The following is a 22,833-nucleotide window of genomic DNA, read 5'->3' as shown; positions in this document are numbered from 1 at the left end:
TATATAAAGATTGCGAAACAGATTAAGCGTATTTTATTACAATACTGTCCATCGTGTTGGCCACATCTTCGGCTTTGTCTGTCACGATTTCCAGATATTCGAGCACAGATTTCACCTTGATGATATTGATGGCGTCATTCGTTTCAAAAAGTCTTACGATAGCCTGGCTAAGTACGTCATCCGCGATGTTTTCATACGAATTAATTTTAATGGAAGACTCTTTTACCGCTTTGCCGTTTTTGAAATCTTTCAGGTTTTCCATTGCGGTTTTGATCTCCATACAGGATTTGTAAATGAGAAGACTGAACTCTGTGTAAGCGGGATCAAGCGGTGCCTTGTAAAGATAAATGTACTTCGCAGATGCATAAATGTAATCTGCAATATCATCTAAACCACTCGCCAAATGACTGATGTCTTCACGGTCAAACGGTGTGATGAAGTTTTCGCCAAGCTGAACGAAAATTTCATGGGTGATATCATCCATTTTGTGTTCGTAGTCACTCATGTTTGTCAACATGGTGTCATCATTGATGTCAAAGTCGAGCAGACCTTCGTGAAACTCTTTAGACATGTCTACTAAGGTGTCTGCAACGCGTTCAAACAGTACAAAAAACACTTTGTCTTTAGGTTGGAAGGCTTTAAAAATGTTACCGATTCCCATAATTTTTCGTTTTAAATTCTATGGTGCAAATTTCCGAAAAAGGTCTCAAACAAAGCGCTTTTTATATTAACTTTTATTCATATTAGCAAAAACGCTATTTGCAGAATAACAAAAAAAATCAGCTTTGAATGAACAAAACTGATTTTTAAAATGTATAGTCTAAGATTAGCCCGCTATCTCTGCGCGCATCTCTTTTCCTTTGAATTTCTGAGACTGCATACCTCTCAAAACCTCATCTTTAAACGATTTTTCTACTTCAAAGAATGAAAATTTCTCCAGGATCTCGATATCGCCGATGTCCGGACGCTTCTTGGATTTTGCCGTCGACTTATTGATGATTTCAAGCATATCCATCTTTTTCAGCTGGTCTTTTTTACCCAAATTAAAGAAGAATCTCACCATGTCGCCACTGTTTCTGCGCGGCTTGCGGTCTCTGTCTCTACCACCGTCACGGCTGAATTCCCTGCGGTCACCACGGTCACGGTCTCTTCCTCGGTCACGACCACGGTCACGGTCTCTTCGGCTGTCTCCTCCGCGATCGTCAGCGTTGAATTTCTGGTCCGCTAGGTCATTTTTGTCTTTGTAGAACATTGCCACGTCGCGAAGTTGGAGCTGAAGAAGCTTGTGTACCAACTCTTCTTTAGAAAATTCAGACAAATCCGGGATCAAAGCGTCATCAAACGTGAAGAACTCTTCATGAACCGTGAATAAAGCTTCGAAAACTCCGGCCACCTGCGATTTGATGATCGCCTCACCGGTCGGGATTTTTTTCTCCTGAATGTCAATTTTCGTGGAAGATTTGATCTGCTTAAGCTTGCGCTGCTCTTCAGGCTTAATCAAGGCCATTGAAATTCCGTCTTTCCCTGCTCTACCGGTTCGTCCACTTCGGTGAACGAAAACTTCAGGATCATCCGGCAAAGAATAATGGATAACGTGGGTAAGTGAATTTACATCAAGTCCACGTGCAGCAACATCAGTCGCTACAAGGATATCGATGTTTTTCAGTCTGAATTTTTTCATCACTGTGTCACGCTGTGCCTGTGAAAGATCCCCGTGAAGGGCATCGGCAGCATAACCGTTCTGCATCAAAAAGTCCGCAACTTCCTGCGTCTCCATACGTGTACGGCAGAAAAGAATTGAATACTGATTAGGATTTGCGTCGATCAAACGTTTCAAAGCTTCCTTCTTATGTCGGTATCCTACCACATAATATTCGTGCTTGATGTTTTTCTTCACCTCATTGATAGAACCTACCGAGATACGGTGCGGCGTGGTAAGATAGTTCTTCGAAATTCTTTCTACTTCCTTGTTCATCGTTGCCGAGAACAGATAAGTCTGTTTTGTATCTGGCGTCTCGCTTAAGATGGTTTCCAAATCGTCTTTGAAACCCATTGAAAGCATCTCATCGGCCTCATCAAGCACAACCCACTGAACTTCAGAGAAGTCAAGTGCCTTGCGGTTAATCATGTCAATCACACGTCCCGGAGTTCCCACAATGATCTGTGGTTTATCACGAAGAGAGCGGATCTGATCCATAATACTGCTGCCACCATAAACCGCTGTGGTTTTGATGTTTTGCATATATTTTGAATAATTTTTAATGTCTTTTGTAATCTGAAGACACAGTTCTCTTGTCGGACAAAGCACCAAAAATTGGATTTTGCGACTACCCTCGTCAATCATATCCAAAATCGGAAGCGAAAAAGCTGCTGTTTTGCCCGTCCCAGTCTGCGCAAGTGCGATAAGATCGCGAATATCTGTAGAGATAAATGGAATGGTCTGTTTTTGGATTTCTGTGGGACTTTCGAAGCCCAGTTCGCCAATTGCCTTCAAGATTTCAGGACTTAAATTGGTTTCCGTAAATAAATTCATTAAGTATTTTAAATATTCTGCAAAGATAGGCTTTTTTGAATTGATAAAAAATAGCTCGATTCATTAAACTTTTGTTAAAGCACTATTTTGAATGTAAAGTGAGCTTTAAACATTAAATTTGCATCTAAATACAATTTCGATGTCAGTTTCAGTCAGCAATTCCACCCTACAGTTTCTAAAAGATTTAAATAAAAACAACAACCGCGAATGGTTTTCCGAAAATAAAGATCGGTATCTCGCGGCGCAGGCTAACGTGGCTGAATTTGTAGAGTTGCTAATCGAAGAAACCGGTAAGTTTGATGCCGAGATCCAAAAACTGGATGCCAAAAAAACGATGTTCCGGATTTACCGTGACACCAGGTTTTCATTAGACAAAACACCTTACAAAACCAATTTTGGCGCGAGTCTTGGCATGGGAAAAGGCAACCGGATTTCAGGATATTATCTGCATATAGAACCGCAGAAATCTTTTCTGGCCGGCGGTGTTTACCATCCTGAAAGTGCAGTATTGAAAAAAATCCGCGCAGAAATAGCAGAAAATCAGGAAGAATTTTTGGCAATTTTGAACCAGAATGAATTCCGGAACAATTTTCGTGGACTAAGTGTGGAAGATAAACTGAAACGCGTGCCTGCCGGTTATGATAAAGACCACCCGATGGCAGAATTTTTAAAACTGAAAAGCTTCAATGTGATTCATCCCATTTCAGACGAAGCACTAATGTCTGAGACTGCCGCCCCGGATTTTACCAAGGTTTTTAAAAGCATCAAACCGCTGAACGATTATCTGAATGCTCCTTTTATTTAATTGGTTTTTGATTTGAGTTTTTCAATCGTTTCGCGCATTTCCGAATCTGCGGGGCTGACCGCATAATAATTGGCAATCTTACCGTTTTGGTCCACCACGATAAACCTCGGAACCCAGTTGAGTTCAATGAAATTATTAAAACTGTTCTTCCAGCCTTCATCAAACCAATAATTTTCCTCCGCCTCGATTCCGTATTTCGCCAGACCTTTTTCCCATTGCGCATGCGAGCGGTCGAGTGAAAAATAAACGAATTCAATCTCGGGGTTGTTTTCTTTAAGTTTTTTCGTTTCCGGCAAGGCGAGAATACAGTCCTGGCACCAGCTCGCCCAGAAATCGATGATCAGGATCTTGCCTTCATGCTTTTTAATTACATCTGCCACAGTAATCTTCTTTCCGTTCTGGGAGGTAATTTTCTGAGCTAATGATTCTTTTGAAAACTCGGTTTTGCTTGTTTTGGGAATTTTCTGTGCGAAAACACATGTCGCCATCAGCAAAACGAATATCTGGAGGATTTTCTTCATTTAAATATTTAAATTTTTTCTAAAAGTACCGTTGAAAATTCGGTCTCGAACATTACCGCGCCGTTCTGCACTTTCACTGTCTTTCCTGAATAAGCATCGCGAAGTTTTGCACCATTTTCAAAGATTCCGGTAACATTCACTGTTTTAAGTCCGTTCGGAAGTTCAAGGCCGATCACCACTTTGTCATTCTGAAATTCCCGCGAGAACCAATAAGGTTTGTCCGAAATCATCTGATGTACTCCGGCGCCGACCGCAGGATGATTTGCACGGAATTTTCCTAATTTTTGATAGTGCGACAGCAACTTTGCCGTCGCAGGTTTGTAGCGTATGTCGCTCCAGTTCATATTGCTGCGAAGCGTGGCATCACCGGTCGCTCCCTCAATCGTAAGATCTCTCGCGGTTTCGTCGCCATAGTAAACCTGCGAAATACCTGGTGCAAGAAGCAGTTTTGTGCCTGCTTCAAATGTTCTTTTTCTGTCTTTATCGAAAGGCGAACCGTCATCATGTGACGTAAGATAATTCATCACCGTTTTGCCGTTCAGGTCTGCATTCAGCATTTTCGAGTAAGAGGAGAAAAGTTCTTCGTATGGTTTATTCGCGTCACCTTTAAAATCAAAATTGATCAGAGACTTAAAACCATTCTGGTAATAATTGACCTTTTTGTCGCCAAAATCATAATTTTGTTTTTGCGAAATTCCATAACCGTAAACCTCACCTACGGTGAAAAACAGATTTTTATCAAGAACATTCGCAGGATTTTTGGTCTTGTAAATATCGAACGCCTGCTGACAAACCTGCTGAAATTCTTTCCACACATCCTCATTCGTATGTTTCACTGTATCAACGCGGTATCCATCGATTCCAAATTCTTCCACATAATCGGCAAGCCATTTCATGATGTAATATTTGGGCGCTTTCGGGAAGCCTGTTCGCACGAAAAAGTCATTCAGCGAACTCATTTCAGCTTCGTACCGTCCTTCGGCTTTCCATTTATCAACCAGCATTTGTGGCAATTCTGCCGACGCGTCAGACTCTGTTAAAATATCCGGCAGGTTCGCAACTAATGTACACGCAGTGGTGCTTTCATAACTGTTGTATTGGCATTGCGGCGAAGTTCTTACCCAGGAGTTCGGGTAAACGTTATCGAGTGGCGTCACGGGTCCGGTATGATTGATCACCGCATCTAAAACTATTCTGATACCTTTTGCATGCGCTTTTTCTACCAGTTCTTTCAAGTCAGCTTCTGTACCGAAATTGGGATCAAGCGCCGTCCAGTCTTTCGTCCAATAGCCGTGGAAACCATATGTTTTGCCCGTTCCTTCATCTGTCGCGCCATGGATCTGCTCCACAACGGGCGTCATCCAAATTGCATTTATGCCTAAATCCGTAAAGTAATTTTCATCAATTTTCTGAATGATACCACGCAGATCGCCACCTTCGAAACCGCGAAGAACAGCTGGTTTTCCGGTTCGGCCAAAATTCACATCGTTTGATTTATCTCCGTTTGCGAAACGGTCGGTCAGCAGAAAATATACATTCGCGCCTTCCCAGGTAAACGGTTGTTTTTCGGAATTCTTAACCGATGCACATGATGTAAAAAGAGCTGCAGTTGCGACAAGCAATATTTTTTTCATAGTAAAAAATTGATTGCTAAAGGTAGCCTAAATGCAATCTTTAAAGAAAAATGAACCGTTCACGAACATCATTTTAACATTACTTTAACATATTTTATTATCTTTGTCCGCTTAACAAGAAGAACAGTTTCGATTCGCGGAACTCAGCTATTGCCAAACCTAAAAAATTTAAGCGGATGAGTGTGGTCGCGCGACAGGGATTCAAATATTCGGTTATCGGTTATCTCGGATTCCTACTCGGAACTTTTTCGGCAATTTTCGTGTTTCCGCACGACATGGAGTTTTACGGTAAACTCCGCTACGTTTTGCCTACTGCTGAAATGCTTCTGCCCATCGTAGTTTTCGGCCTTTCATTTTCGAACGTGAAATTTTTCACGAAAACGCACGACGACGGCAAACACCAAAATTTTCTTTCGCTTTCGTTGCTGGGTATCATATTTAATTTCAGCCTCTTTGTTTTAGGTTACTTCGCTGTAAATTTCCTTTTCCCCGATCTTCGGAATACCGAGATGTGGCAGATGAAAAGACTTATTCTTCCTTTGATTCTGGTTCTTGCATTCAGCACGGTTTTCAATAAATACCTTTCAAATTTCAAGCGGATTGTAATTCCGAATATATTTGAAAATTTACTGCCCAAAATTGCCAATCTCGGCGCTTTTTGCCTGTTCTTCTTCATCGGTTTACCCGAAAAGGCCGCATATCTCTTTTTTATCGGGATGTTTGTGGTGGGACTTTTCGGCTACATCTATTATGCAAACCGTCTAGAGAAGCTGAAACCCGATTTTTCAACAGATTACATTAAAAAAGACGGCCTTTGGAAAGATGTGCTGAATTACAGTTTCTACGGATTTCTGGGCAACATCGGAAATTTCATTGCGGTGCGTATAGACAGCGTGATGATCGGTGAATTCCTCGGTTTTGAACCCAACGGGGTTTACAACACGCTCTACTCCATCATTTCACTCATCACCGTGCCGGCCATGGGCTTGTACAGTATTTCGGCCCCGATTATTAACAGACATATTGCAAATAATGAATTTGAAGAACTTGATAGGCTGCACAAGAAATCGTCCTTGGTTCTGTTCTTTCTGGGTTTCGTCCTGCTTTCCTGCGTACTTGTCGGATTTCCGTACCTGACGCATTTCATCAAAAACGGGGAACTGCTGCGCCAGTCTGAACCTGTGATTTGGGTTTTGGGATTTGCGATGCTATTTGATTTGGCGACCGGCTTCAATGGCCATATCATCTCGCTTTCCAAATACTACCGTTTTAATATTGTCGTGATGCTGTTTTTGGCGCTGACTACCGTTTTATTAAACATTTATTTCCTCAAAAATACCAATCTAGAACTTTTCGGAATTGCCATTGCCACTGCCATCTCACTCACACTGTTCAATATTGCGAAAATCGCATTCAATTACATAAAATTCCGTGTCTTTCCTTTGACGATTGAAATGATTTACGCGCTCATTATCGGAACTTTAGGCATTACTGTCGCAGTATTGTTACCTGATTTCGAGAAAAGTCTGCTGAATTTATTCTACAAACCCGGAATCGTACTCGTGATGTTTTTTGTAGGCAATTATTTCCTGAAAATATTCCCGATCGAAGAATATATTAACCGCAACTTTCTGAAAAGTTTATTCAGGTTTTAAAGAAATTTCCGGAGCGTTTCTTCCAAAGTTTTCAACACCTTTTCTTTTGCATATTTTTCCTTAAAATCGTACGCGGTGACTTTTGTTAAAGTATAAAGCTGGTCTTCCACATTTTCATGTTCGGGGATGATAAATCGATTTGAATTTGGATAGTCGGAGGGAAAAACAGCGATTTTTCCATATTTGATGGCGTCACCCAAATTTCCGCTCAACTTGGTTATCCCGTAATATTCTTTTTGGCTAAAAAATTCGGTTTCAGGCTGCAACGGACACCATAAAATCTCAGCTCTTTGCATCCATTCATCGAACAGCTTCTGCGGAACTTTTTCCGTGAAATACTTTAAGGAAATATTCTGAAGTTTGTCCTTTTCAAAATCCTTTAGCCATTGAAGTTCCTTTCCGGCGGCTTTCCCTAAAAAAACAAACTGAAAATGCCTTTCTCCGCTGAAGGTTTTAATGCGCTCCAAAAGACGACGGTAGTTCCGGCGTTCCTGAGAAACTGCTCCCGGAATCACGACCGTAATATTTGATTTTCTTTCACTTTCGTATTCATTCAAAAAGAAAACCGGCAAAGAATTCAATTTAGATCGAGGATTTGTCTTGAGTAAAGATTCATCCAAAACCAAAAGATTTGCGGCCTTCTCAAATACTTTCGGCGCAGACAATAAATCTTCTTTGAGCAAAAGTTTTAATCGGTATGTAAAGTCTTTTTTAAAGACATTTTCCAGCAGCTGAAGACTTGAGATCTTTGTGAAATTAAGGTTATGAATTATTACGGACGTATTGAAATGTGCTGTGACCTTAAAAAACAAATCGAAATATCGATGGACAGTGCCAATAATTACAAGAGCGTATTTTTCTTCCTTTAATACTGCCAAAAGGGCCTCAGGTCGAATCTCAAAAACTCGCTGAGAATTGGTCCCAATTTGCTTAAAGATTTTCGGACTGAAATAATAATCAACCGAAAACTGTTCGGAATCTTTCATCAACTCCATAAAGTTGCCCGCAATTTCCGCGTGCGTATCGAGCTCGATGTAAGCGATTCTTTCCAATTTTTAATGCACTTTTTTACCGTTCGAGAAGGTTTCCAAAACCGTAGTCTGCAGAATGTCATCTTCTTCAGCTCTCATCAAATCCTGGTTCAGCACCACGAAATCAGCCGCCTTACCCACTTCCAAACTTCCAACTTCATTTTCCTGGAAACCAGCCTTTGCGGCCCAAATTGTCATTCCGCGCAGGGCCTGTTCGCGCGTCAATGCATTCTCCTTCTGAAAACCGTTTGGTGGAAAATGTTTGGCATCTTTGCGGGCAACAGCCGCATAGAATGTTTTGATAGGATTAATTTCTTCCACCGGAAAATCAGTTCCGAGAGGCAGCCAACCGTTTTGCTGAAGCAATTTCTGGTACGCGTAAGAATGTTTCAGACGCTCCTTACCGATGCGCTGCTCCGCCCAATACATGTCAGAAGTAGCGTGGGTAGGCTGAACAGACGGAATGATTCCATATTTTCCAAACAGTTCAAAATCCGGTTCCTGTACGATCTGTGCATGCTCGATCCGCCATCTTCTATCGCTTTTTATTCCGAGCGTTTCGCCATAGATTTTCAGGATGGTTCGGTTCGCGGAGTCACCTATTGCGTGCGTACACATTTGCAGGTCGCTGTTTTTCAGTCTTTTAGCTAAATTACCGAATTGTTCCGGGTCGCGGAGCATAAAACCTTTCCAATCTTTCTTGTCAGCGTAGTCGTGCAGCAAACATGCGCCACGAGACCCCAGTGCGCCGTCAGAAAATACTTTGTAGCCGCCGAATGTTATATTGCCGTTCGTGAAACGACCTTTCCTGATCCACTCGTCATACGTGGCAGGATTATCTTCCAGCAGCGCGAAAATTTTCATATCGAGAATCTTTTGGTCCTGCGCCTTTTCTAGCAGTGAAAATGTGTGTGGCGTAATGCCGCAGTCGTGCAGCGAGGTAAGCCCGTACGAGAAACAAACCTTCTGCAAATCAGCAAAATATCCGATCGCCATCTCGTCACTGATCTCCGGAATGTATTTCTCCACAAGCAGCATCGCATTATCAATCAGGATGCCAGTGAGTTTTCCATTGATTTTTTCAATTTCGCCGCCGGCAACCGTCGTAGCCGTGGTAATTCCCGCAATATCCAAGGCTTTTTGATTGGCTACAGCCGCGTGCCCGTCCACTCTTTTCAGATAAACCGGTCGGTCCGGGAACAATTGGTCGAGTCTGCTTTTATTTGGAAACTCCTTTACCGGCCAGTCATTTTGGTCCCAACTGCGGCCATAAAGCCATTCCGTCGGGGCTGTTTTGGCATATTCGGTCATTTTAGAAATGATTTCATCCCAGGATTTTGTGCCCCAAAGTTCACACTTCCATTTGTCTGTGGCGTATCCGGTGAAATGGCAATGTGCATCAATAAAGCCCGGAAACACAGATTTCCCCTGGAAGTCCTGAATGTCTTTAGCTTTAAAATCTTTAAGTACAGATTTATTTGTCCCGACGGAAACTATTTTACCATCCGACACAGCCATCGCTTCAGCAACGTCAAATTTTTGGTTTACAGTGTAGATTTTTGCGTTGTGTATAATCAGATCCACCGATTTCTGTGCCGCTGCGAAAACTGAAATCATGAGGGCCAAAATTCCAAATAAATATTTCATAATTACTTTTTTCTAAACATTTGTTTCCAGCGCAGATTCCGGATAAATTTTACTTCCTCTGCTGCAAGCTGTCTGGGTTCATTTTGTTTCAGGAAAGAATTTATCGTTATAAAAAACTCGGAAACCGACTGGTTTTTCAGTGAAGATTTTGCCGATGAAACTATGGCTAAAGGTAAATTCAAACCAATATTGTAAAAATATTCGCCAAGTTTTTCAGCCTTCTGATTTTTATATTTAAAGGCGGTGGGCCGAAGATGTTTCACCCACAAATCCTTGAGCGTGACGGTCCGGAAACCCGCTTTTTTTGCGAGCATAACATCAATGTTATCCCAGCCAAGAACAGTTCTGAGGCCATCCATCTCATTAAAACATTCTTTCCGATAAGACTTTATGGGTCCGCGTACGTGCGTTTTAGAGGAGATATCTTCGAAAATCCACTGCTTTTTTTCGTCGTTAAAGTCGAAAGCCAGCGACTTTTCGAATACTTTTTTACTGATTTTTACGATTCCGGACACCATTCCCACTTTCGGATCGGCGACGTAAACTGCATTCAATTCTTCGAGGTAATTATTTGGAAAAATAATGTCCGCATCAAATTTACAGATGATGTCGAAGTTGTTCAAATGTGCTGTCTGTAAGCCTTTATTAAAAGTCCGGACCACCTTTGCACCAGGTTCGTGTGCTGACGTTTTCAGATTCAAAATTTTAAATCGCGAATCATTCAGTATAAAATCCTCAACTAAATTTTGTGTATTATCCGTAGAGCCATCGTTGACGACGATCACCTCAAAATCCTTAAAAGCCTGGTCTTTCAAAGACTTAAGACAGAAAATGATATTTTTTTCCTCGTTGTGCGTGGGGATAATGATCAGAAATTTCATTGGCTATAGCAGTTCATCGTGCCATTCGCGCATCGTCACTTTAGCGACAAGACCTTCCTGCACGAACGGATCGTTCTTCACAAAATCTTCTGCCGACTCGCGGTCCACAAAAATGCCCATCGCGCCTTCACCCGGCACCGAAAACGGACCGATGCCGATAACTTTTCCGGCTTTCACAAATTTCTCCTCGTTTTCCTGATGACGCGGATAAACCTCCATGAACTGTTCCATAGTCGCATCTGCACGGTTTTCGTAGAAAATTACAGTTTTCATAATCTGAGTTTAGGTTTAGATTTAATGAGCCTCGAGCCAGTTTTCTCCAACACCCACTTCTACTAACATCGGAACTTTGGTCTCAATCGCAGATTCCATTTCAGACTTTATAAGTGACGTGGCTACATCGATTTCGTCATCCGGCGCTTCAAAAAGAAGTTCGTCATGCACCTGGAGCAGCATTTTTGTCTTTAAATTTAATTCCGTCAGTTTTTTATCGATGTTGATCATCGCGAGCTTGATCACATCCGCAGCACTTCCCTGTATTGGAGCATTCACGGCATTCCGCTCTGCATGTGCTTTCACGACAAAATTTCCGGAATTGATGTCTTTCAGATGGCGTTTACGTTTCAAAATAGTCTCCACATAACCTATTTCACGGGCTTTTTCCACCTGCTCGGCCATGTATTTTTTAAGCCTTGGATAAGTATCAAAATATGCCTCAATCATCTGCTTGGCTTCTGCCCTCGAAAGGCCGGTCTGTTCTGCCAAACCAAACGCGCCCTGGCCGTAAAGAATTCCGAAATTCACCGTCTTAGCTTGTCCGCGCTGGACTTTTGAGACTTCCTCCAATGGAATATCAAACAGCCTGGCGGCGGTGGACGCGTGGATATCTTCACCATTCTGGAAGGCTTCGATCATATTTTCTTCATTCGAAATCTCCGCAATCAGGCGAAGTTCGATCTGTGAATAATCTGCAGAAATAATTTTGTGCCCTGGCGCCGCGACAAACGCGCCGCGAATCTGCTGTCCACGCACTGTTCGGATCGGGATGTTCTGTAAATTCGGATTCACCGAAGCCAAGCGGCCTGTTGCTGCCGTAGTTTGCGAGAAACTCGTGTGAACGCGGTTATCGTTTTTGTCAATTTGTAGCGGAAGCGCATCAACATAAGTAGATTTCAGTTTCTGGTAAGTTCTGTATTCAAGAATGTATTTGATGATATCGTGCTTTGCCGAAAGTTTCTGCAAAATATCCTCGGACGTGGCATACTGACCGGTTTTAGTCTTTTTGGCTTTCGGATCCAGCTGCAGTTTTTCAAAGAGGATCTCACCTAGCTGTCGTGGTGAATTCACATTAAATTCTACATCTGCCATCTCGAAAATCTTCCTTTCAAGATCACGCAGGTCTGTTTCAAGATCCGTGCTTTCCTGTTCGAGCCATTCTTTATCCAACGCTACACCTTCGAGCTCCATTTTGGCCAAAACCTGCATCAGCGGCATCTCAACCTTATAAAACAAATCTTCGAGGTTCTCTTTCTGAAGTTGAGGCGCAAAAACAGTGTATAACTGGAAAGTGATATCGGCATCTTCAGCGGCGTAATTTGTTTGCTCTTCTACGGGAAGATCGCGCAACGTAATCTGGTTTTTACCTTTCTTTCCTATTAAAGTTTCAATGGCAACAGGTTTGTAATTCAAATAAACCTCTGAAAGATAATCCATTACGTGCCGCCCATCAGGATTCAGCAGGTAATGTGCGATCATGGTGTCGAACATTGCGCCTTGCATGTCCACGCCGTAGCGCTTCAGGACTTTGTAATCGAATTTTAAGTTATGAGCGATCTTAATGACATTCTGCTTTTCGAAAAATGGCCTGAAGATTTCAATAGTCGCTTTAGCCTCTTCCAGATCTGCGGAAAGCGGAATGTAATATGCCAGACCTTTGCGGTACGAGAAACTGATGCCCACAAGTTCGGCCTCCATTTCATCAAGTGAAGTGGTTTCCGTATCAAAAGCGACTGCGGGTTGCGACATTAAGTTCCAGGCTAGTGTCTTCTGGGCTTTTGGAAGATCAATGTACTGATAAAGGACGTCGTTGTCCTCAAAGGTAGATTTTGTGCGCGTTGCATGATCGAGTTCTTCAAAATTGGCAAAAAGATCTAGCTGCAAGGAACTTCCGGCGGGTGTTGAAGAAGGTTTTTGAACATTCTGAACATTTTCTGTAGGCGTGGCAAAAGCCCGGTAGAGATTTTCATATAGTCTGCGGAATTCCACTTCATCAAAAACCTCCTTTACCTTTTCCCAATCGGGCGTTTCGAGGTCGTACTGTTCCTGGTGGAACTCCAGCGGAGCGTCGCAGATGATTGTGGCCAGTTTTTTTGAAAGGATTCCGCGCTCGGCGCTCGCCTCTACTTTTTCACGCAGTTTACCTTTGATCTCATGCGTGTTTGCCAAAAGGTTTTCAAGACTTCCGTATTCTTTAAGGAATTTTTTAGCGGTTTTCTCGCCGACGCCGTCTAAACCGGGAATATTATCCACGGAATCACCCATCATTGCGAGAAAATCTATTACCTGTTTAGGATCTTCTATTTCGTATTTTTCCTTAACTTCTTCAACGCCGAGGATGGTGAATTCGGCACCTTTGAGACCCGGTTTGTAAATTTTAATTTTATCGGTAACAAGCTGAGCAAAATCTTTATCGGGCGTTACCATGAATGTGGTGTACCCTTCTTTTTCCGCTTTGCAGGCAATGGTTCCGATTATATCGTCGGCTTCATAACCTTCAACACCCAGGATCGGGACATGCATCGCCTGAAGGATGCGGTGAATGTATGGGATTGCCAGCTGGATAGCTTCCGGCGTTTCATTCCGGTTGGCTTTATACTCGGCAAAATCTACGGTACGCACACTGGCCTGACCTACATCAAAAACAACCGCGAGGTGCGATGGTTTTTCCCGCCGGATAAGTTCTATCAAAGAGTTGGTAAAGCCGAAGATTGCAGAGGTATCACGACCGTCGCTGGTCATCCTTGGCGTACGGATCAAGGCGTAATAGCCACGGAAGATCATCGCATATGCATCGATCAGGAAAAGCCTTTTGTCTTGGTTGTCTTGCATGTCAGCAAAGATAATATTTTTTTGAAGCGGTACTGCGGATACGGTAGGCGCAAAATTTAATTAAAAATGCCGCTTTCATTTAAAAAAGCGGCATGCAATGTATTGAAAAAAGTATTCTTAGTTCTTAATAACTTTTCTGCTCACTTTTGCAGAACCGTTATCTACAGTCACTACATAGTTACCTTTCGCCATTGAAGAGGTGTTGATACCCTCGCCGCTGTTTACACGGTTAGAGCTTACCAATCGTCCTTCTGCGGAGTAGATGTTCACAGTAGCTCTGCCAGGAAGGATAATTCTCAATTCGTTACCTACCACGGTGTTCATTTTCACTTCTTTATCGAATGCTTTCACGTCTGTAACGGCCATTGTAGCTTTGTCATAAACCATCACGTCATCGAAAAGAATTACACCGTCACCCTGGTTGTTCTCAGGATAAACTCTCAAACCAGCTCTTAAAAGAGTTGATGTTGGGTTTGGCTGTGCTTCTGCTGTGAAGAAAACCCAAGCTGGAGAATCTGTAGAATAATCTGCACCCTGCAAATTGTTTGAACCTGTATCTGCTGTTGCAGTTCTGAACTGTCCCCAGTATCTGAAACGCGCATTAGGCGTGTTATCCAAATACCAACCAGAGAATACATAAGTCTGACCCTGTGTTACCGGAATATCAGCGGTAGGGCTCATTGTTCTATTTCCAGTTGCCGGTGAAGGAAGACCTGCAGAAAATTGTCCTGAATGAGCAGTAGTAGATTGCACCATAGTCACTCCTGTCGGGATAAACCAGTCTGTAGGTTTACCGTCAGCCCAGTTTTCAAAACCAGGGTTTGGCACCAAATTCACTTGTGCAGTAGCAACCGCAGTGAATGCCGCTAATCCTAAAATAGTAAAGATTTTTTTCATTGTATTAAAAATTTATTTCTAGCCCAAAATTACAAAAAAATACTTCCTCAACCGAGGAAGTATTAAAGTTTAACAGTAATTTTAAATTACTTTTTGATAATTTTCTGTGAAGCTGACTTACCGTTTACAACGCCAGTCACAACATAAGTACCTTTTGGTAATGAAGCAACATCAATTGATGTATTTTCATTTACAGAAGCGCTTTTTACAACCTGTCCGTTCATGTTTACGATCTGTACATCAGCTTTTGTATTGAAAATGATGTTATTGGCTACCACAGTGTTTTTTACTAAAGAAGCTTTAGTTGCAGAAGCATCACCTACAGCCAAAACTGTTGTATCTACATTACCGGTAATTACTACATCATCAACACTGAAAGTACCACCAGATGCCTCAGCACCATAGAAGTAGAAACGGAAAGTTACTGCTCCCGGCTGATCTACAACTGCTGGCTGAACAGTAGAACCATCCTGACCTACACTGATATCGTTTACAAAATGAAACTGGTTTGTTGGTACGACTTCCAATTCCTGGTTTGCTGGCACGATGCTCGCCGGAAGGTTAGCTGTATAACCATCAACGCTTGATCTTACTGCATAATATCTTGGGCCTGTCCCCGATCTCTGTGCACGGAAAGTGATAGAAGAAACGTCTAAATAATAACCTGCTGCAGGTGTTACAGTAACCTGAAGATATTTGGTAGCACTTGGCGTATTCGCTGTAGGGGCGTCGCTCCATGCATATCTGTTACCTGTAGTAGTAGATGCGTAGCCGGATTGCGAAAATGCAGAGGCAGTGAAGTTAGAGCCCGTTGTCGCCGCTGCTGTTGCAGGCGGAGTTCCGTCGAACGAATAAGTTGCTGTGAAAGCTTGTGCAGAAACAGTAGCAGATACTGCAATTGCTGCCAATAATGAATAGAATTTTTTCATTGTTTTAAAATTTTAAATAATTAATAATTTATACTGCAAAAATACGGCCTTTTTTAGTAATATCATAATTTTAAGGTTAATTAACCGTTAACATATCCCATAATTTTAAATCTACTTTTTCGTTATTTTTACAGCCTGTAGCTTATCGCATTGCTTAAAAAATCGTTTTTTTCCCTTTCTTTAATTTTCGCAGTCCTGTGGACAGATGCGCAGGTTTTCAGTTGGAAAAATCCAAATGTCCCATCGGATTCAGCCAAGAAAGATTCAATACTTAGCGCGAGGATCGAAACCGATTTTTTCACCCGCGACACCCTGGATTTCATCAGACTGCAAAACCAGGTCATTGTTGATGAGGGAATTCTTGTAAAACCGTCGCGTTCAGGTGTCTTAGGCGATCTTCAAAGCAAAGGTTCCATCGTTCGGGGTATTACATTCGGAAATAATCAGGGACAAAGCGTACAGAGTTCGATGGATCTTCAGATTTCCGGCAAACTATCGCCCGATGTCTCCATTTTGGCTTCGATTTCTGACCACAACCTCCCAATTCAGGCGGATGGTTATACGCAGACGCTGGAAGAATTCGATAAAATCTACATGCAACTCAACATCCGCGATAAATCCATCCTGCGGGCCGGACATCTAGACCTTGCAGATGAGCAGACCTACTTCGGACGGTTCCAGAGACGCAGCATGGGACTTCAGTTCCAAACCGCTTTCGGAAAAGAGAATCTCACCACAATCGATGTTTCCGGTGGCGTGGCGCGCAGCGAGTTTCACAGGATAAGGTTTCAGGGAATCGAAGGAAATCAGGGTCCATACCGTCTCACAGGCAAAAACGGCGAGCAGTTTATCACCATCATTTCAGGTTCTGAACAGGTTTACATCGACGGAATTTTGATGAAGCGCGGCGAAAACCAGGATTATATCATTAATTATAACACCGGCGAACTTACTTTTACGAGCTTCCGCGCGATTTTACGTCAGAATTTTATTACGGTTTCGTATAATTATACCAACCGCAACTACACCCGCTTTTTAGTTACAGGAAATCTACGCCACGAGCGCGAAAGGCTAAAAACCGGTTTCAGCTGGTTCACTGAAAGTGACAATAAGAACGCGCCTTTAGCCTTAAATATAAGCAAAGAAGACCAACAAATACTCGTGAATGCAGGCAATAATCCCGGATTGATGTACGCGCCATCCGGAACCATCTCAGAATTTGATGTAAACAAGATTCTTTACAAACGAACGGAATTTGCCGGCGGATTTTTCTATGAATTTTCGACGGACAGCGCGGACACACTTTACACCGTAGCATTTACTTACTTCGGGCAAAACCTTGGCGATTACCGCCTGAAGCAAACCACAAACAATGGCCGTGTCTTTGAGTTTGTAGGCGAAAACATGGGCGATTACCGCGCCGTCCGGAAATTACCTGCACCACAGAAAACGCAGGTTTTTTCGGCAAATACCGAATATCTGCTGCGCGGCGGAAAGATTGGTGCGGACGTGTCACTTAGCAATTTCGATCCCAATCTCTTTTCTTCGAAAGACAGTGATGAAAACACGGGTTTTGCAGCGAGAATTTTCGGGCATCAAACCTATATGTATAAGGACTGGAAAGGAACTCCTCATTTCGAGTATCAGCGAATCAGTTCACGCTTCCATGTCCTGGACCGAATAAATGATGTAGAATTTGCGCGGGATTTCAACCTGACACAGGAATTTAATCAGCGGACGCAGAACCGTTTTATTTTCAGTTTTTTAAACCAGTGGAAAGAGCGCTCTTACCTTAATTACCGTCTTAATTATCTTGATGAGCAAGATTTTTATACCGGTATAAAAAATGACCTTGATTTTGGCTGGATCCGGGAGAAATTTACCACAAAAGGCAACTTTTCGTACCTCGACACGCAACAGGATTTTCAAGACACACGTTTTGTGCGCGGCGGGATAATCTCGGAAATTTTACGTCCGAACGGTAGCTGGGCTGTTGGCGCAAGCATGGAGCACAATGTGAAAAAATTCAACGAAACAAACCAACTCGATGTTACGAGTTTTAGCTGGAAAGAAGTTTTTGTACAGAAAAAAATAAGTGATTCTACGCGCACGCGGTTGCTTGCAAGGTTGTATTTTAGGGACAATGATTCGGTTCGCGACAATAGGCTGCAGAACATCAACCAGATTTTAGGTTTTATGGCGGAAAGCCAAATCATCAAAACTGAAAAAACCACGCTTAACGCTTTGGTTCATTACCGAAAATTCTTCTTTCAGAACCGCGACCTGGCAGCAACATTCAATGATGATTTTGTGGTGGGCAACATCCTTTACAACCAGCAGCTTTTCCGGAACGGAATGCGTTTGCAGACTTTCTACGAGCTTGGAAACGGCCAGGAAGCACAACGCGAATTTCAGTACATCAAAGTGACCGATGGTCAGGGAATCTACAAATGGACAGATTATAACGGTGACGGCGTGCAGCAAATCGACGAATTTGAAACGGCCGAATATGCCGATTTAGCGCAATATATCCGCATTTATACTAATACAGTAAATTATCTCCCGTCTAACAAAAACAAGTTGCAACTTGCACTTTTCGTGAATCCTTCCGTAGTCCTTAATTCAAATAATCAGTTTTTGAAACGCTGGAATGTCAATCTCTCGCTCAACTCTCAAAACTCCTTTTTTAAACGCGAGAAAGTTTTGGTTCTAAATCCATTTGAACGAAACGCCGACCAGATTTTAAAAAGCCAGAATGTTTTACTTTCGCTACAGTTTAATCCCACGGACAAATCTGGCTGGAATGGAAACTACCGTTTTATAGACAACCAAAATCTGATCAACGCCAATTTCAGCAATGAAGAGCGTGGCCAGAATTCACACCTTTTAAATGTGGGATATTGGTTTAATAAAGATTTCCGTCTCGACTGGGAAAACGGGCTTCATTACATTGAAAATTCGTCGCAAATGTTCAAAACGCGCGACTACATTTTAAATAATTTTGAGACCAAGCCGAAAGCCACATACAAACTCACAACGACGCTGCAGGCAGAACTTTCGTCTGCGCTCCGCCAAAAGCAAAGAACGGACGGTGAAGAACTTCTGAAAACCTACGATATCACCGGAAGTTTGCAGTGGGACCATAAGAAGACCTCGGTTCGCGGCAACTTCTCATTTATTAATAATGATTTCACGGGCAACAGTTTTTCGATTGTCGGAAACCAAATGCTCGATGGTCTGAAACCGGGAAAAAATCAGGTTTGGTCCGTGTTCCTGCAGCAAAGCATCAATTCTTTCATTCAGCTCAACGTAAATTACGAGGGTCGGAGCAGCAATGAACGCACGATCCATATCGGATCCATGCAGGTAAAGGCGAGTTTTTAGAAGGATTCGGAAGCGAACTATAGTACCGCTCAGTCTGTATAAATGATATATTTGCTGCGGATTTTCTGGTAATCTTCAAGATCTTTTTTCCACGAATCTCTGATCTCTTCTTCCGTCTTTCCTGCGATTACCTGTTTCCGCAATTCGTCGCTACCGGCGAGTTTGTCAAAAAACAGATTTTTAAGGAAGAAATCCTGTGCAGGATTTTTGTAATTTTTATACGCTTTCAAAAGCCAGCATAAATTTAATTCTCTCAGGTCGCGCTTTTCATTAGACAAATCTTCGCCGAAACATAATTTGCCGTTCAGAAACGGATCTTTCGCGCCAAAATTCGGCTTTGGAGTAAAGCGGTAAGGCAAGTTTTTGGTCCACGGACTGCCGTAAACCTGAAACGGCAAATCTGTGCCGCGGCCGACCGAAACCTGCGTGCCTTCGAAAAAACAAAGACTTGGATACAGATTGATTGAGAGATCATTCGGTAGGTTTGGCGATGGTTTATCCGAAATTTGGTAGCGCTGCGTCTTGTGATAGCCTAACATCGGAATTAAAGTATATTTGGCCTCAACACCGTTCTGAAGCCACTTTTCGCCGTTCACCATGAGTCCATACTCACCGATTGTAAGTCCATAAACAACAGGCACAGGGTGCATCCCGACAAAACTTTTCCATTTATCTTTTAAAATGGGACCGTCAATGTACCCATCGTGCGGGTTTGGGCGGTCTAGCACCATTACTTCTACGCCGTTTTCGGCGGCAGCTTCCATCAAATAAGTAAGTGTAGAAATATAAGTGTAGAATCTTACGCCAACATCCTGAATATCAAATAATACAAGATCAACATCTTTGAGTTGCGCCGGTGTAGGTTTTTTATTGCTGCCGTACAATGAAATTACCGGAATTCCGGTTTTGCTGTCGGTGCCGTTCTTTACGTGTTCGCCGGCGTCGGCATCACCGCGGAAACCATGTTCAGGCGCGAAAATCGACTTTATCTTAACATTGTTTTTCACCAGAAAATCGATGAGGAAAGTTCCGTCTGCCAGACGGCCGGTTTGGTTCGTTACAACGGCAATGTTTTTGTTCCGAAGTTGAGGAAGATAGAGCTCCGGCCGGTCTGCCCCGGTCTTAAAGCAGTGTCTATCGGTATTTTGAGCAAATCCAGTTTGGGCAAGTCCAAAATAAATTAGCACAGTCAGAAGTAAATCTTTAATTTTGAACCTTAAAATCATCGCTTGAAGTTTCCTTTATATTTTTCAAAAAAAATAGCTTTTTCCAAAGATAACAAAAATAATCTCTCACGGGTTATTGTCTTTATTGGTCGGCTTTCCGTGGCACTTGGCGTAATCGTTTCACTGGTCACAGTCTCTACCGGAGTCGGTTCTAAACGGGCGATCAAGGAAAGGATGGCGGACTTTTCCGGTCATATTTCGATAAAGTCCAAGCAATCGAACAATTCCTATAATTCCTCTGTTCTGGAGAAAGAAGGTTTAAAACTTAAGGAAATAAATGAAATTCCGGATGTCGCGGGCACCCAAAATTACGTTGCTGTAAGCGGTATCATGCGGAATGAGCATAATTTCGCCGGAATTATTTTTAAAGGTGTTGGCAAGGACTTCGACGCTGAACGGTTCAAAAAATTCCTAGTTGCCGGTCAAACGCCCAAAATCTCAGAAGACGGTTTCAACAGCGGCATTACCATCTCGCAGAAAATTGCGCAGGACATGCATCTGAACGTGAAAGACAGCATCGTGGCCGTATTTTCAAAAGGTAACCAAAGCCCGCTCTACCGGAAGTTTGAAGTGGTAGGAATCTACAAAACCGATATCAAGATGATTGACGATCTCTTCATCATCGGCGATATCAATCATGCGCGCCGAATCCAGGGAATGAAAAGAAATGAAGTAGGCGGCATCGACGTTTTCCTTAAAAACATCAATTACATTGACGAAGACGCACCCAAAATCGACAGGCTCGTTGGTTACAGGAATTATACCGTAAAAGCGACCGATGAATATCCGCAAATCATGGATTTCATCGCGATTTTCGACACTAATATCGCACTGATTATCAGCATTATGCTTATCGTAGTAATTATCAACATTGTAATGGTTCTGCTGATTCTAATTATCGAGCGAACGAAATCTATCGGGTTACTTAAGACTTTAGGCGCAACAAACGGGCAAATCCGCACCATATTTATCAATTATACATTGCTGATCATGGTACCCGGCTTAATTCTCGGGAATGTTATCGGACTCGGTTTCCTGGTTATCCAGAAATATTTCGGCATCATCACACTGAATCCTGAGAACTACTATATAAGCGTGGTTCCCGTGGAACTGAATGCCGTGCATATCTTGGCAATCTCATTGGGAATCCTTGTTGTATCCGGGATTGCGTTAATACTACCGAGTTATCTCATCAGCAAGATTTCGCCTGTGAAATCGCTTAAATACACCTAAACAGTACCATCGGAAAGCGCGCTACCCTCGCCTCTAGCCGCGATTGCAGCGGAAATCCTTTTTTGACGGCTGAGGCATGCGAAGCCGGCAAAAAAGATTGCAGCGTAAAGCGCGTACCAAATATCTGAGAATGCGTACTTTTGTGGCTCCTGAAAATAAATAAAAAAATCATATGAAATATTCGCAAAATATACTCGAAACCATCGGAAATACGCCGCTTGTGAAACTTAACAAAGTACTGGGCGATGATTTTCCGGCGCTGGTTTTGGCGAAAGTTGAGACTTTCAACCCCGGAAACTCGGTGAAAGACCGCATGGCCGTGAAAATGGTGGAAGATGCCGAAAAAGACGGACGTCTGAAACCCGGCGGAACCATTATTGAAGGGACTTCCGGCAATACCGGTATGGGACTGGCGTTGGCCGCGATCGTGAAAGGTTACAAATGTATCTTCGTGACCAACTCAAAGCAATCTAAAGAAAAATGTGATATTTTACGCGCTGTTGGCGCAGAAGTTATTGTCTGCCCTACCGACGTAAAACCTACCGATCCGCGTTCTTATTACTCGGTTTCAAAGCGTTTGGCGGCGGAAACCGAAAACGGCTGGTACGTGAATCAGTACGATAATCTCTCGAACCGTCAGGCGCATTATGAACAGACAGCGCCTGAGCTTTGGGAGCAAACAGACGGAAAACTGACGCATTTTGTGGCCGGGGCCGGAACGGGTGGCACGGTAACGGGCTGCGGAACGTTTTTCAAAGAGAAAAATCCGAACATAAAAATCATCGGTGTAGATACTTACGGATCAATTCTTAAAGAGTTTCACGAGACCGGCGAGCTGCATTACGATCACGCATACACTTACGTGACAGAGGGCATTGGCGAAGATATCATCCCTGAAAACTACGACATGATGGTGATTGATCACTTCGAAAAGGTGACCGACAAAGACGGTGCTATCTACGCAAGAAAACTGGCTAAAGAAGAGGGCATTTTCTGCGGATATTCGGCTGGTAGCGCCATCGCAGCGTTGGTTCAGATGAAAGACCAGTTCACGAAAGACGACGTGGTAGTTGTTTTGCTGCACGACCACGGCTCGCGTTATGTAGGTAAAATCTATAATGACGAGTGGATGCAGCAAATGGGTTGGCTATAAAAGAATTTTTGGGCGTGTCCCTGCAACAAAGAGAGAGTAAAATTTCATTTTACTCTCTCTTTGTTTTCGGGCCGGTCTTCGGCTCCCAATCTTTTACCGGTCGCGGGGGGGGGGGGGGGGGGGGGGGGGGGGGGGGGGGGGGGGGGGGGGGGGGGGGCGCGGGCGGGGGGGGGCGGGGGGGGGCGGGGGGCGGGGG

17 protein-coding genes are annotated in these 22,833 nt (G+C 43.1%); 5 read left to right on the top strand and 12 right to left on the bottom strand.

From position 1 onward, the window contains the following. Nucleotides 1-22 precede the first annotated feature (22 nt). Together QEP06_RS00085 and QEP06_RS00080 are read right to left on the bottom strand one after the other, a co-directional pair. Nucleotides 23-661: a DUF47 domain-containing protein gene (locus QEP06_RS00085; RefSeq protein WP_251833690.1), complete on the bottom strand. Its 639-nt coding sequence runs from the start codon at nt 659-661 to the stop codon at nt 23-25. 165 nt (nt 662-826) lie between these two features. Next, nucleotides 827-2,533 (bottom strand): DEAD/DEAH box helicase, encoded by a 1,707-nt coding sequence (locus tag QEP06_RS00080; RefSeq protein WP_285268546.1) that lies wholly within the window; start codon nt 2,531-2,533, stop codon nt 827-829. A gap of 139 nt (nt 2,534-2,672) precedes the next feature. On the opposite strand from QEP06_RS00080, the gene QEP06_RS00075 reads away from it, so the two are divergent. Beyond that, entirely contained in the window at nt 2,673-3,338 is a 666-nt protein-coding gene (locus QEP06_RS00075) for a DUF2461 domain-containing protein (RefSeq protein ID WP_285268545.1), read from the top strand. On the opposite strand, the gene QEP06_RS00070 is transcribed toward QEP06_RS00075, so the two are convergent. Both QEP06_RS00070 and QEP06_RS00065 read right to left on the bottom strand, forming a co-directional pair. After that, complete coding sequence (locus QEP06_RS00070; RefSeq protein WP_285268544.1) at nt 3,335-3,859, bottom strand: TlpA family protein disulfide reductase; 525 nt, start codon at nt 3,857-3,859, stop codon at nt 3,335-3,337. The two genes, QEP06_RS00075 and QEP06_RS00070, sit on opposite strands and share 4 nt — an antisense overlap. 8 nt (nt 3,860-3,867) lie before the next feature. Then, entirely contained in the window at nt 3,868-5,493 is a 1,626-nt protein-coding gene (locus tag QEP06_RS00065; RefSeq protein ID WP_285268543.1) for an alpha-amylase family glycosyl hydrolase, read from the bottom strand. A gap of 176 nt (nt 5,494-5,669) precedes the next feature. Between QEP06_RS00065 and QEP06_RS00060 the strand changes: the two genes are divergently transcribed. Continuing rightward, complete coding sequence (locus tag QEP06_RS00060) at nt 5,670-7,148, top strand: lipopolysaccharide biosynthesis protein (RefSeq protein WP_285268542.1); 1,479 nt, start codon at nt 5,670-5,672, stop codon at nt 7,146-7,148. Here the strand turns inward: QEP06_RS00060 and QEP06_RS00055 are convergent. The 7 genes from QEP06_RS00055 to QEP06_RS00025 all read right to left on the bottom strand — a co-directional run bounded on the left by QEP06_RS00055 (nt 7,145) and on the right by QEP06_RS00025 (nt 15,641). Beyond that, the gene (locus tag QEP06_RS00055; RefSeq protein WP_285268541.1) at nt 7,145-8,200 is read right to left on the bottom strand and encodes a hypothetical protein; all 1,056 of its coding nucleotides are present in this window, start codon (nt 8,198-8,200) and stop codon (nt 7,145-7,147) included. The genes QEP06_RS00060 and QEP06_RS00055 overlap by 4 nt on opposite strands. 3 nt (nt 8,201-8,203) lie before the next feature. Then, nucleotides 8,204-9,826 (bottom strand): amidohydrolase, encoded by a 1,623-nt coding sequence (locus tag QEP06_RS00050; protein ID WP_285268540.1) that lies wholly within the window; start codon nt 9,824-9,826, stop codon nt 8,204-8,206. Between the two features lie 2 nt (nt 9,827-9,828). Further along, nucleotides 9,829-10,707, bottom strand: coding sequence for a glycosyltransferase family 2 protein (locus tag QEP06_RS00045; RefSeq protein ID WP_285268539.1), 879 nt, complete (start codon nt 10,705-10,707; stop codon nt 9,829-9,831). 3 nt (nt 10,708-10,710) lie between these two features. Continuing rightward, nucleotides 10,711-10,980: a YciI family protein gene (locus QEP06_RS00040; RefSeq protein ID WP_285268538.1), complete on the bottom strand. Its 270-nt coding sequence runs from the start codon at nt 10,978-10,980 to the stop codon at nt 10,711-10,713. A gap of 21 nt (nt 10,981-11,001) precedes the next feature. Next, nucleotides 11,002-13,815, bottom strand: a complete 2,814-nt coding sequence (gene polA / locus QEP06_RS00035) for a DNA polymerase I (RefSeq protein WP_285268537.1) — start codon at nt 13,813-13,815, stop codon at nt 11,002-11,004. 117 nt (nt 13,816-13,932) lie between these two features. Beyond that, nucleotides 13,933-14,712, bottom strand: coding sequence for a T9SS type A sorting domain-containing protein (locus tag QEP06_RS00030; RefSeq protein ID WP_251833701.1), 780 nt, complete (start codon nt 14,710-14,712; stop codon nt 13,933-13,935). 86 nt (nt 14,713-14,798) lie between these two features. Next, nucleotides 14,799-15,641 carry a T9SS type A sorting domain-containing protein gene (locus tag QEP06_RS00025; RefSeq protein ID WP_285268536.1) on the bottom strand — a complete coding sequence of 281 codons (843 nt, stop codon included), beginning with the start codon at nt 15,639-15,641 and terminating at the stop codon, nt 14,799-14,801. 150 nt (nt 15,642-15,791) lie between these two features. On the opposite strand from QEP06_RS00025, the gene QEP06_RS00020 reads away from it, so the two are divergent. Continuing rightward, nucleotides 15,792-19,025 carry a hypothetical protein gene (locus QEP06_RS00020; RefSeq protein WP_285268535.1) on the top strand — a complete coding sequence of 1,078 codons (3,234 nt, stop codon included), beginning with the start codon at nt 15,792-15,794 and terminating at the stop codon, nt 19,023-19,025. A gap of 29 nt (nt 19,026-19,054) precedes the next feature. Here the strand turns inward: QEP06_RS00020 and QEP06_RS00015 are convergent, their stop codons facing one another. Next, entirely contained in the window at nt 19,055-20,251 is a 1,197-nt protein-coding gene (locus tag QEP06_RS00015; RefSeq protein WP_285268534.1) for an exo-beta-N-acetylmuramidase NamZ family protein, read from the bottom strand. Between the two features lie 3 nt (nt 20,252-20,254). On the opposite strand from QEP06_RS00015, the gene QEP06_RS00010 reads away from it, so the two are divergent. Continuing rightward, nucleotides 20,255-21,484, top strand: coding sequence for an ABC transporter permease (locus tag QEP06_RS00010; protein ID WP_285268533.1), 1,230 nt, complete (start codon nt 20,255-20,257; stop codon nt 21,482-21,484). 172 nt (nt 21,485-21,656) lie between these two features. After that, nucleotides 21,657-22,637, top strand: a complete 981-nt coding sequence (locus tag QEP06_RS00005; RefSeq protein WP_285268532.1) for a PLP-dependent cysteine synthase family protein — start codon at nt 21,657-21,659, stop codon at nt 22,635-22,637. Nucleotides 22,638-22,833: the final 196 nt, after the last annotated feature.

The organism is Kaistella rhinocerotis (assembly GCF_030243905.1).
Lineage (GTDB): Bacteria > Bacteroidota > Bacteroidia > Flavobacteriales > Weeksellaceae > Kaistella > Kaistella rhinocerotis.
Note: the sequence above shows the minus strand (reverse complement) of the source record. Positions and strands in the feature narration are given on the sequence as shown.

What these genes read in the sequence shown, in the direction of transcription:
- QEP06_RS00075 (WP_285268545.1), top strand. Translation starts at nt 2,673, where the DNA reads ATGTCAGTTTCAGTCAGCAATTCCACCCTACAGTTTCTAAAAGATTTA.
- QEP06_RS00005 (WP_285268532.1), top strand. Translation starts at nt 21,657, where the DNA reads ATGAAATATTCGCAAAATATACTCGAAACCATCGGAAATACGCCGCTT.
- QEP06_RS00025 (WP_285268536.1), bottom strand. Translation starts at nt 15,641, where the DNA reads ATGAAAAAATTCTATTCATTATTGGCAGCAATTGCAGTATCTGCTACT.
- QEP06_RS00060 (WP_285268542.1), top strand. Translation starts at nt 5,670, where the DNA reads ATGAGTGTGGTCGCGCGACAGGGATTCAAATATTCGGTTATCGGTTAT.
- QEP06_RS00050 (WP_285268540.1), bottom strand. Translation starts at nt 9,826, where the DNA reads ATGAAATATTTATTTGGAATTTTGGCCCTCATGATTTCAGTTTTCGCA.
- QEP06_RS00085 (WP_251833690.1), bottom strand. Translation starts at nt 661, where the DNA reads ATGGGAATCGGTAACATTTTTAAAGCCTTCCAACCTAAAGACAAAGTG.
- QEP06_RS00045 (WP_285268539.1), bottom strand. Translation starts at nt 10,707, where the DNA reads ATGAAATTTCTGATCATTATCCCCACGCACAACGAGGAAAAAAATATC.
- QEP06_RS00040 (WP_285268538.1), bottom strand. Translation starts at nt 10,980, where the DNA reads ATGAAAACTGTAATTTTCTACGAAAACCGTGCAGATGCGACTATGGAA.
- polA (WP_285268537.1), bottom strand. Translation starts at nt 13,815, where the DNA reads ATGCAAGACAACCAAGACAAAAGGCTTTTCCTGATCGATGCATATGCG.
- QEP06_RS00015 (WP_285268534.1), bottom strand. Translation starts at nt 20,251, where the DNA reads ATGATTTTAAGGTTCAAAATTAAAGATTTACTTCTGACTGTGCTAATT.
- QEP06_RS00065 (WP_285268543.1), bottom strand. Translation starts at nt 5,493, where the DNA reads ATGAAAAAAATATTGCTTGTCGCAACTGCAGCTCTTTTTACATCATGT.
- QEP06_RS00070 (WP_285268544.1), bottom strand. Translation starts at nt 3,859, where the DNA reads ATGAAGAAAATCCTCCAGATATTCGTTTTGCTGATGGCGACATGTGTT.
- QEP06_RS00030 (WP_251833701.1), bottom strand. Translation starts at nt 14,712, where the DNA reads ATGAAAAAAATCTTTACTATTTTAGGATTAGCGGCATTCACTGCGGTT.
- QEP06_RS00080 (WP_285268546.1), bottom strand. Translation starts at nt 2,533, where the DNA reads ATGAATTTATTTACGGAAACCAATTTAAGTCCTGAAATCTTGAAGGCA.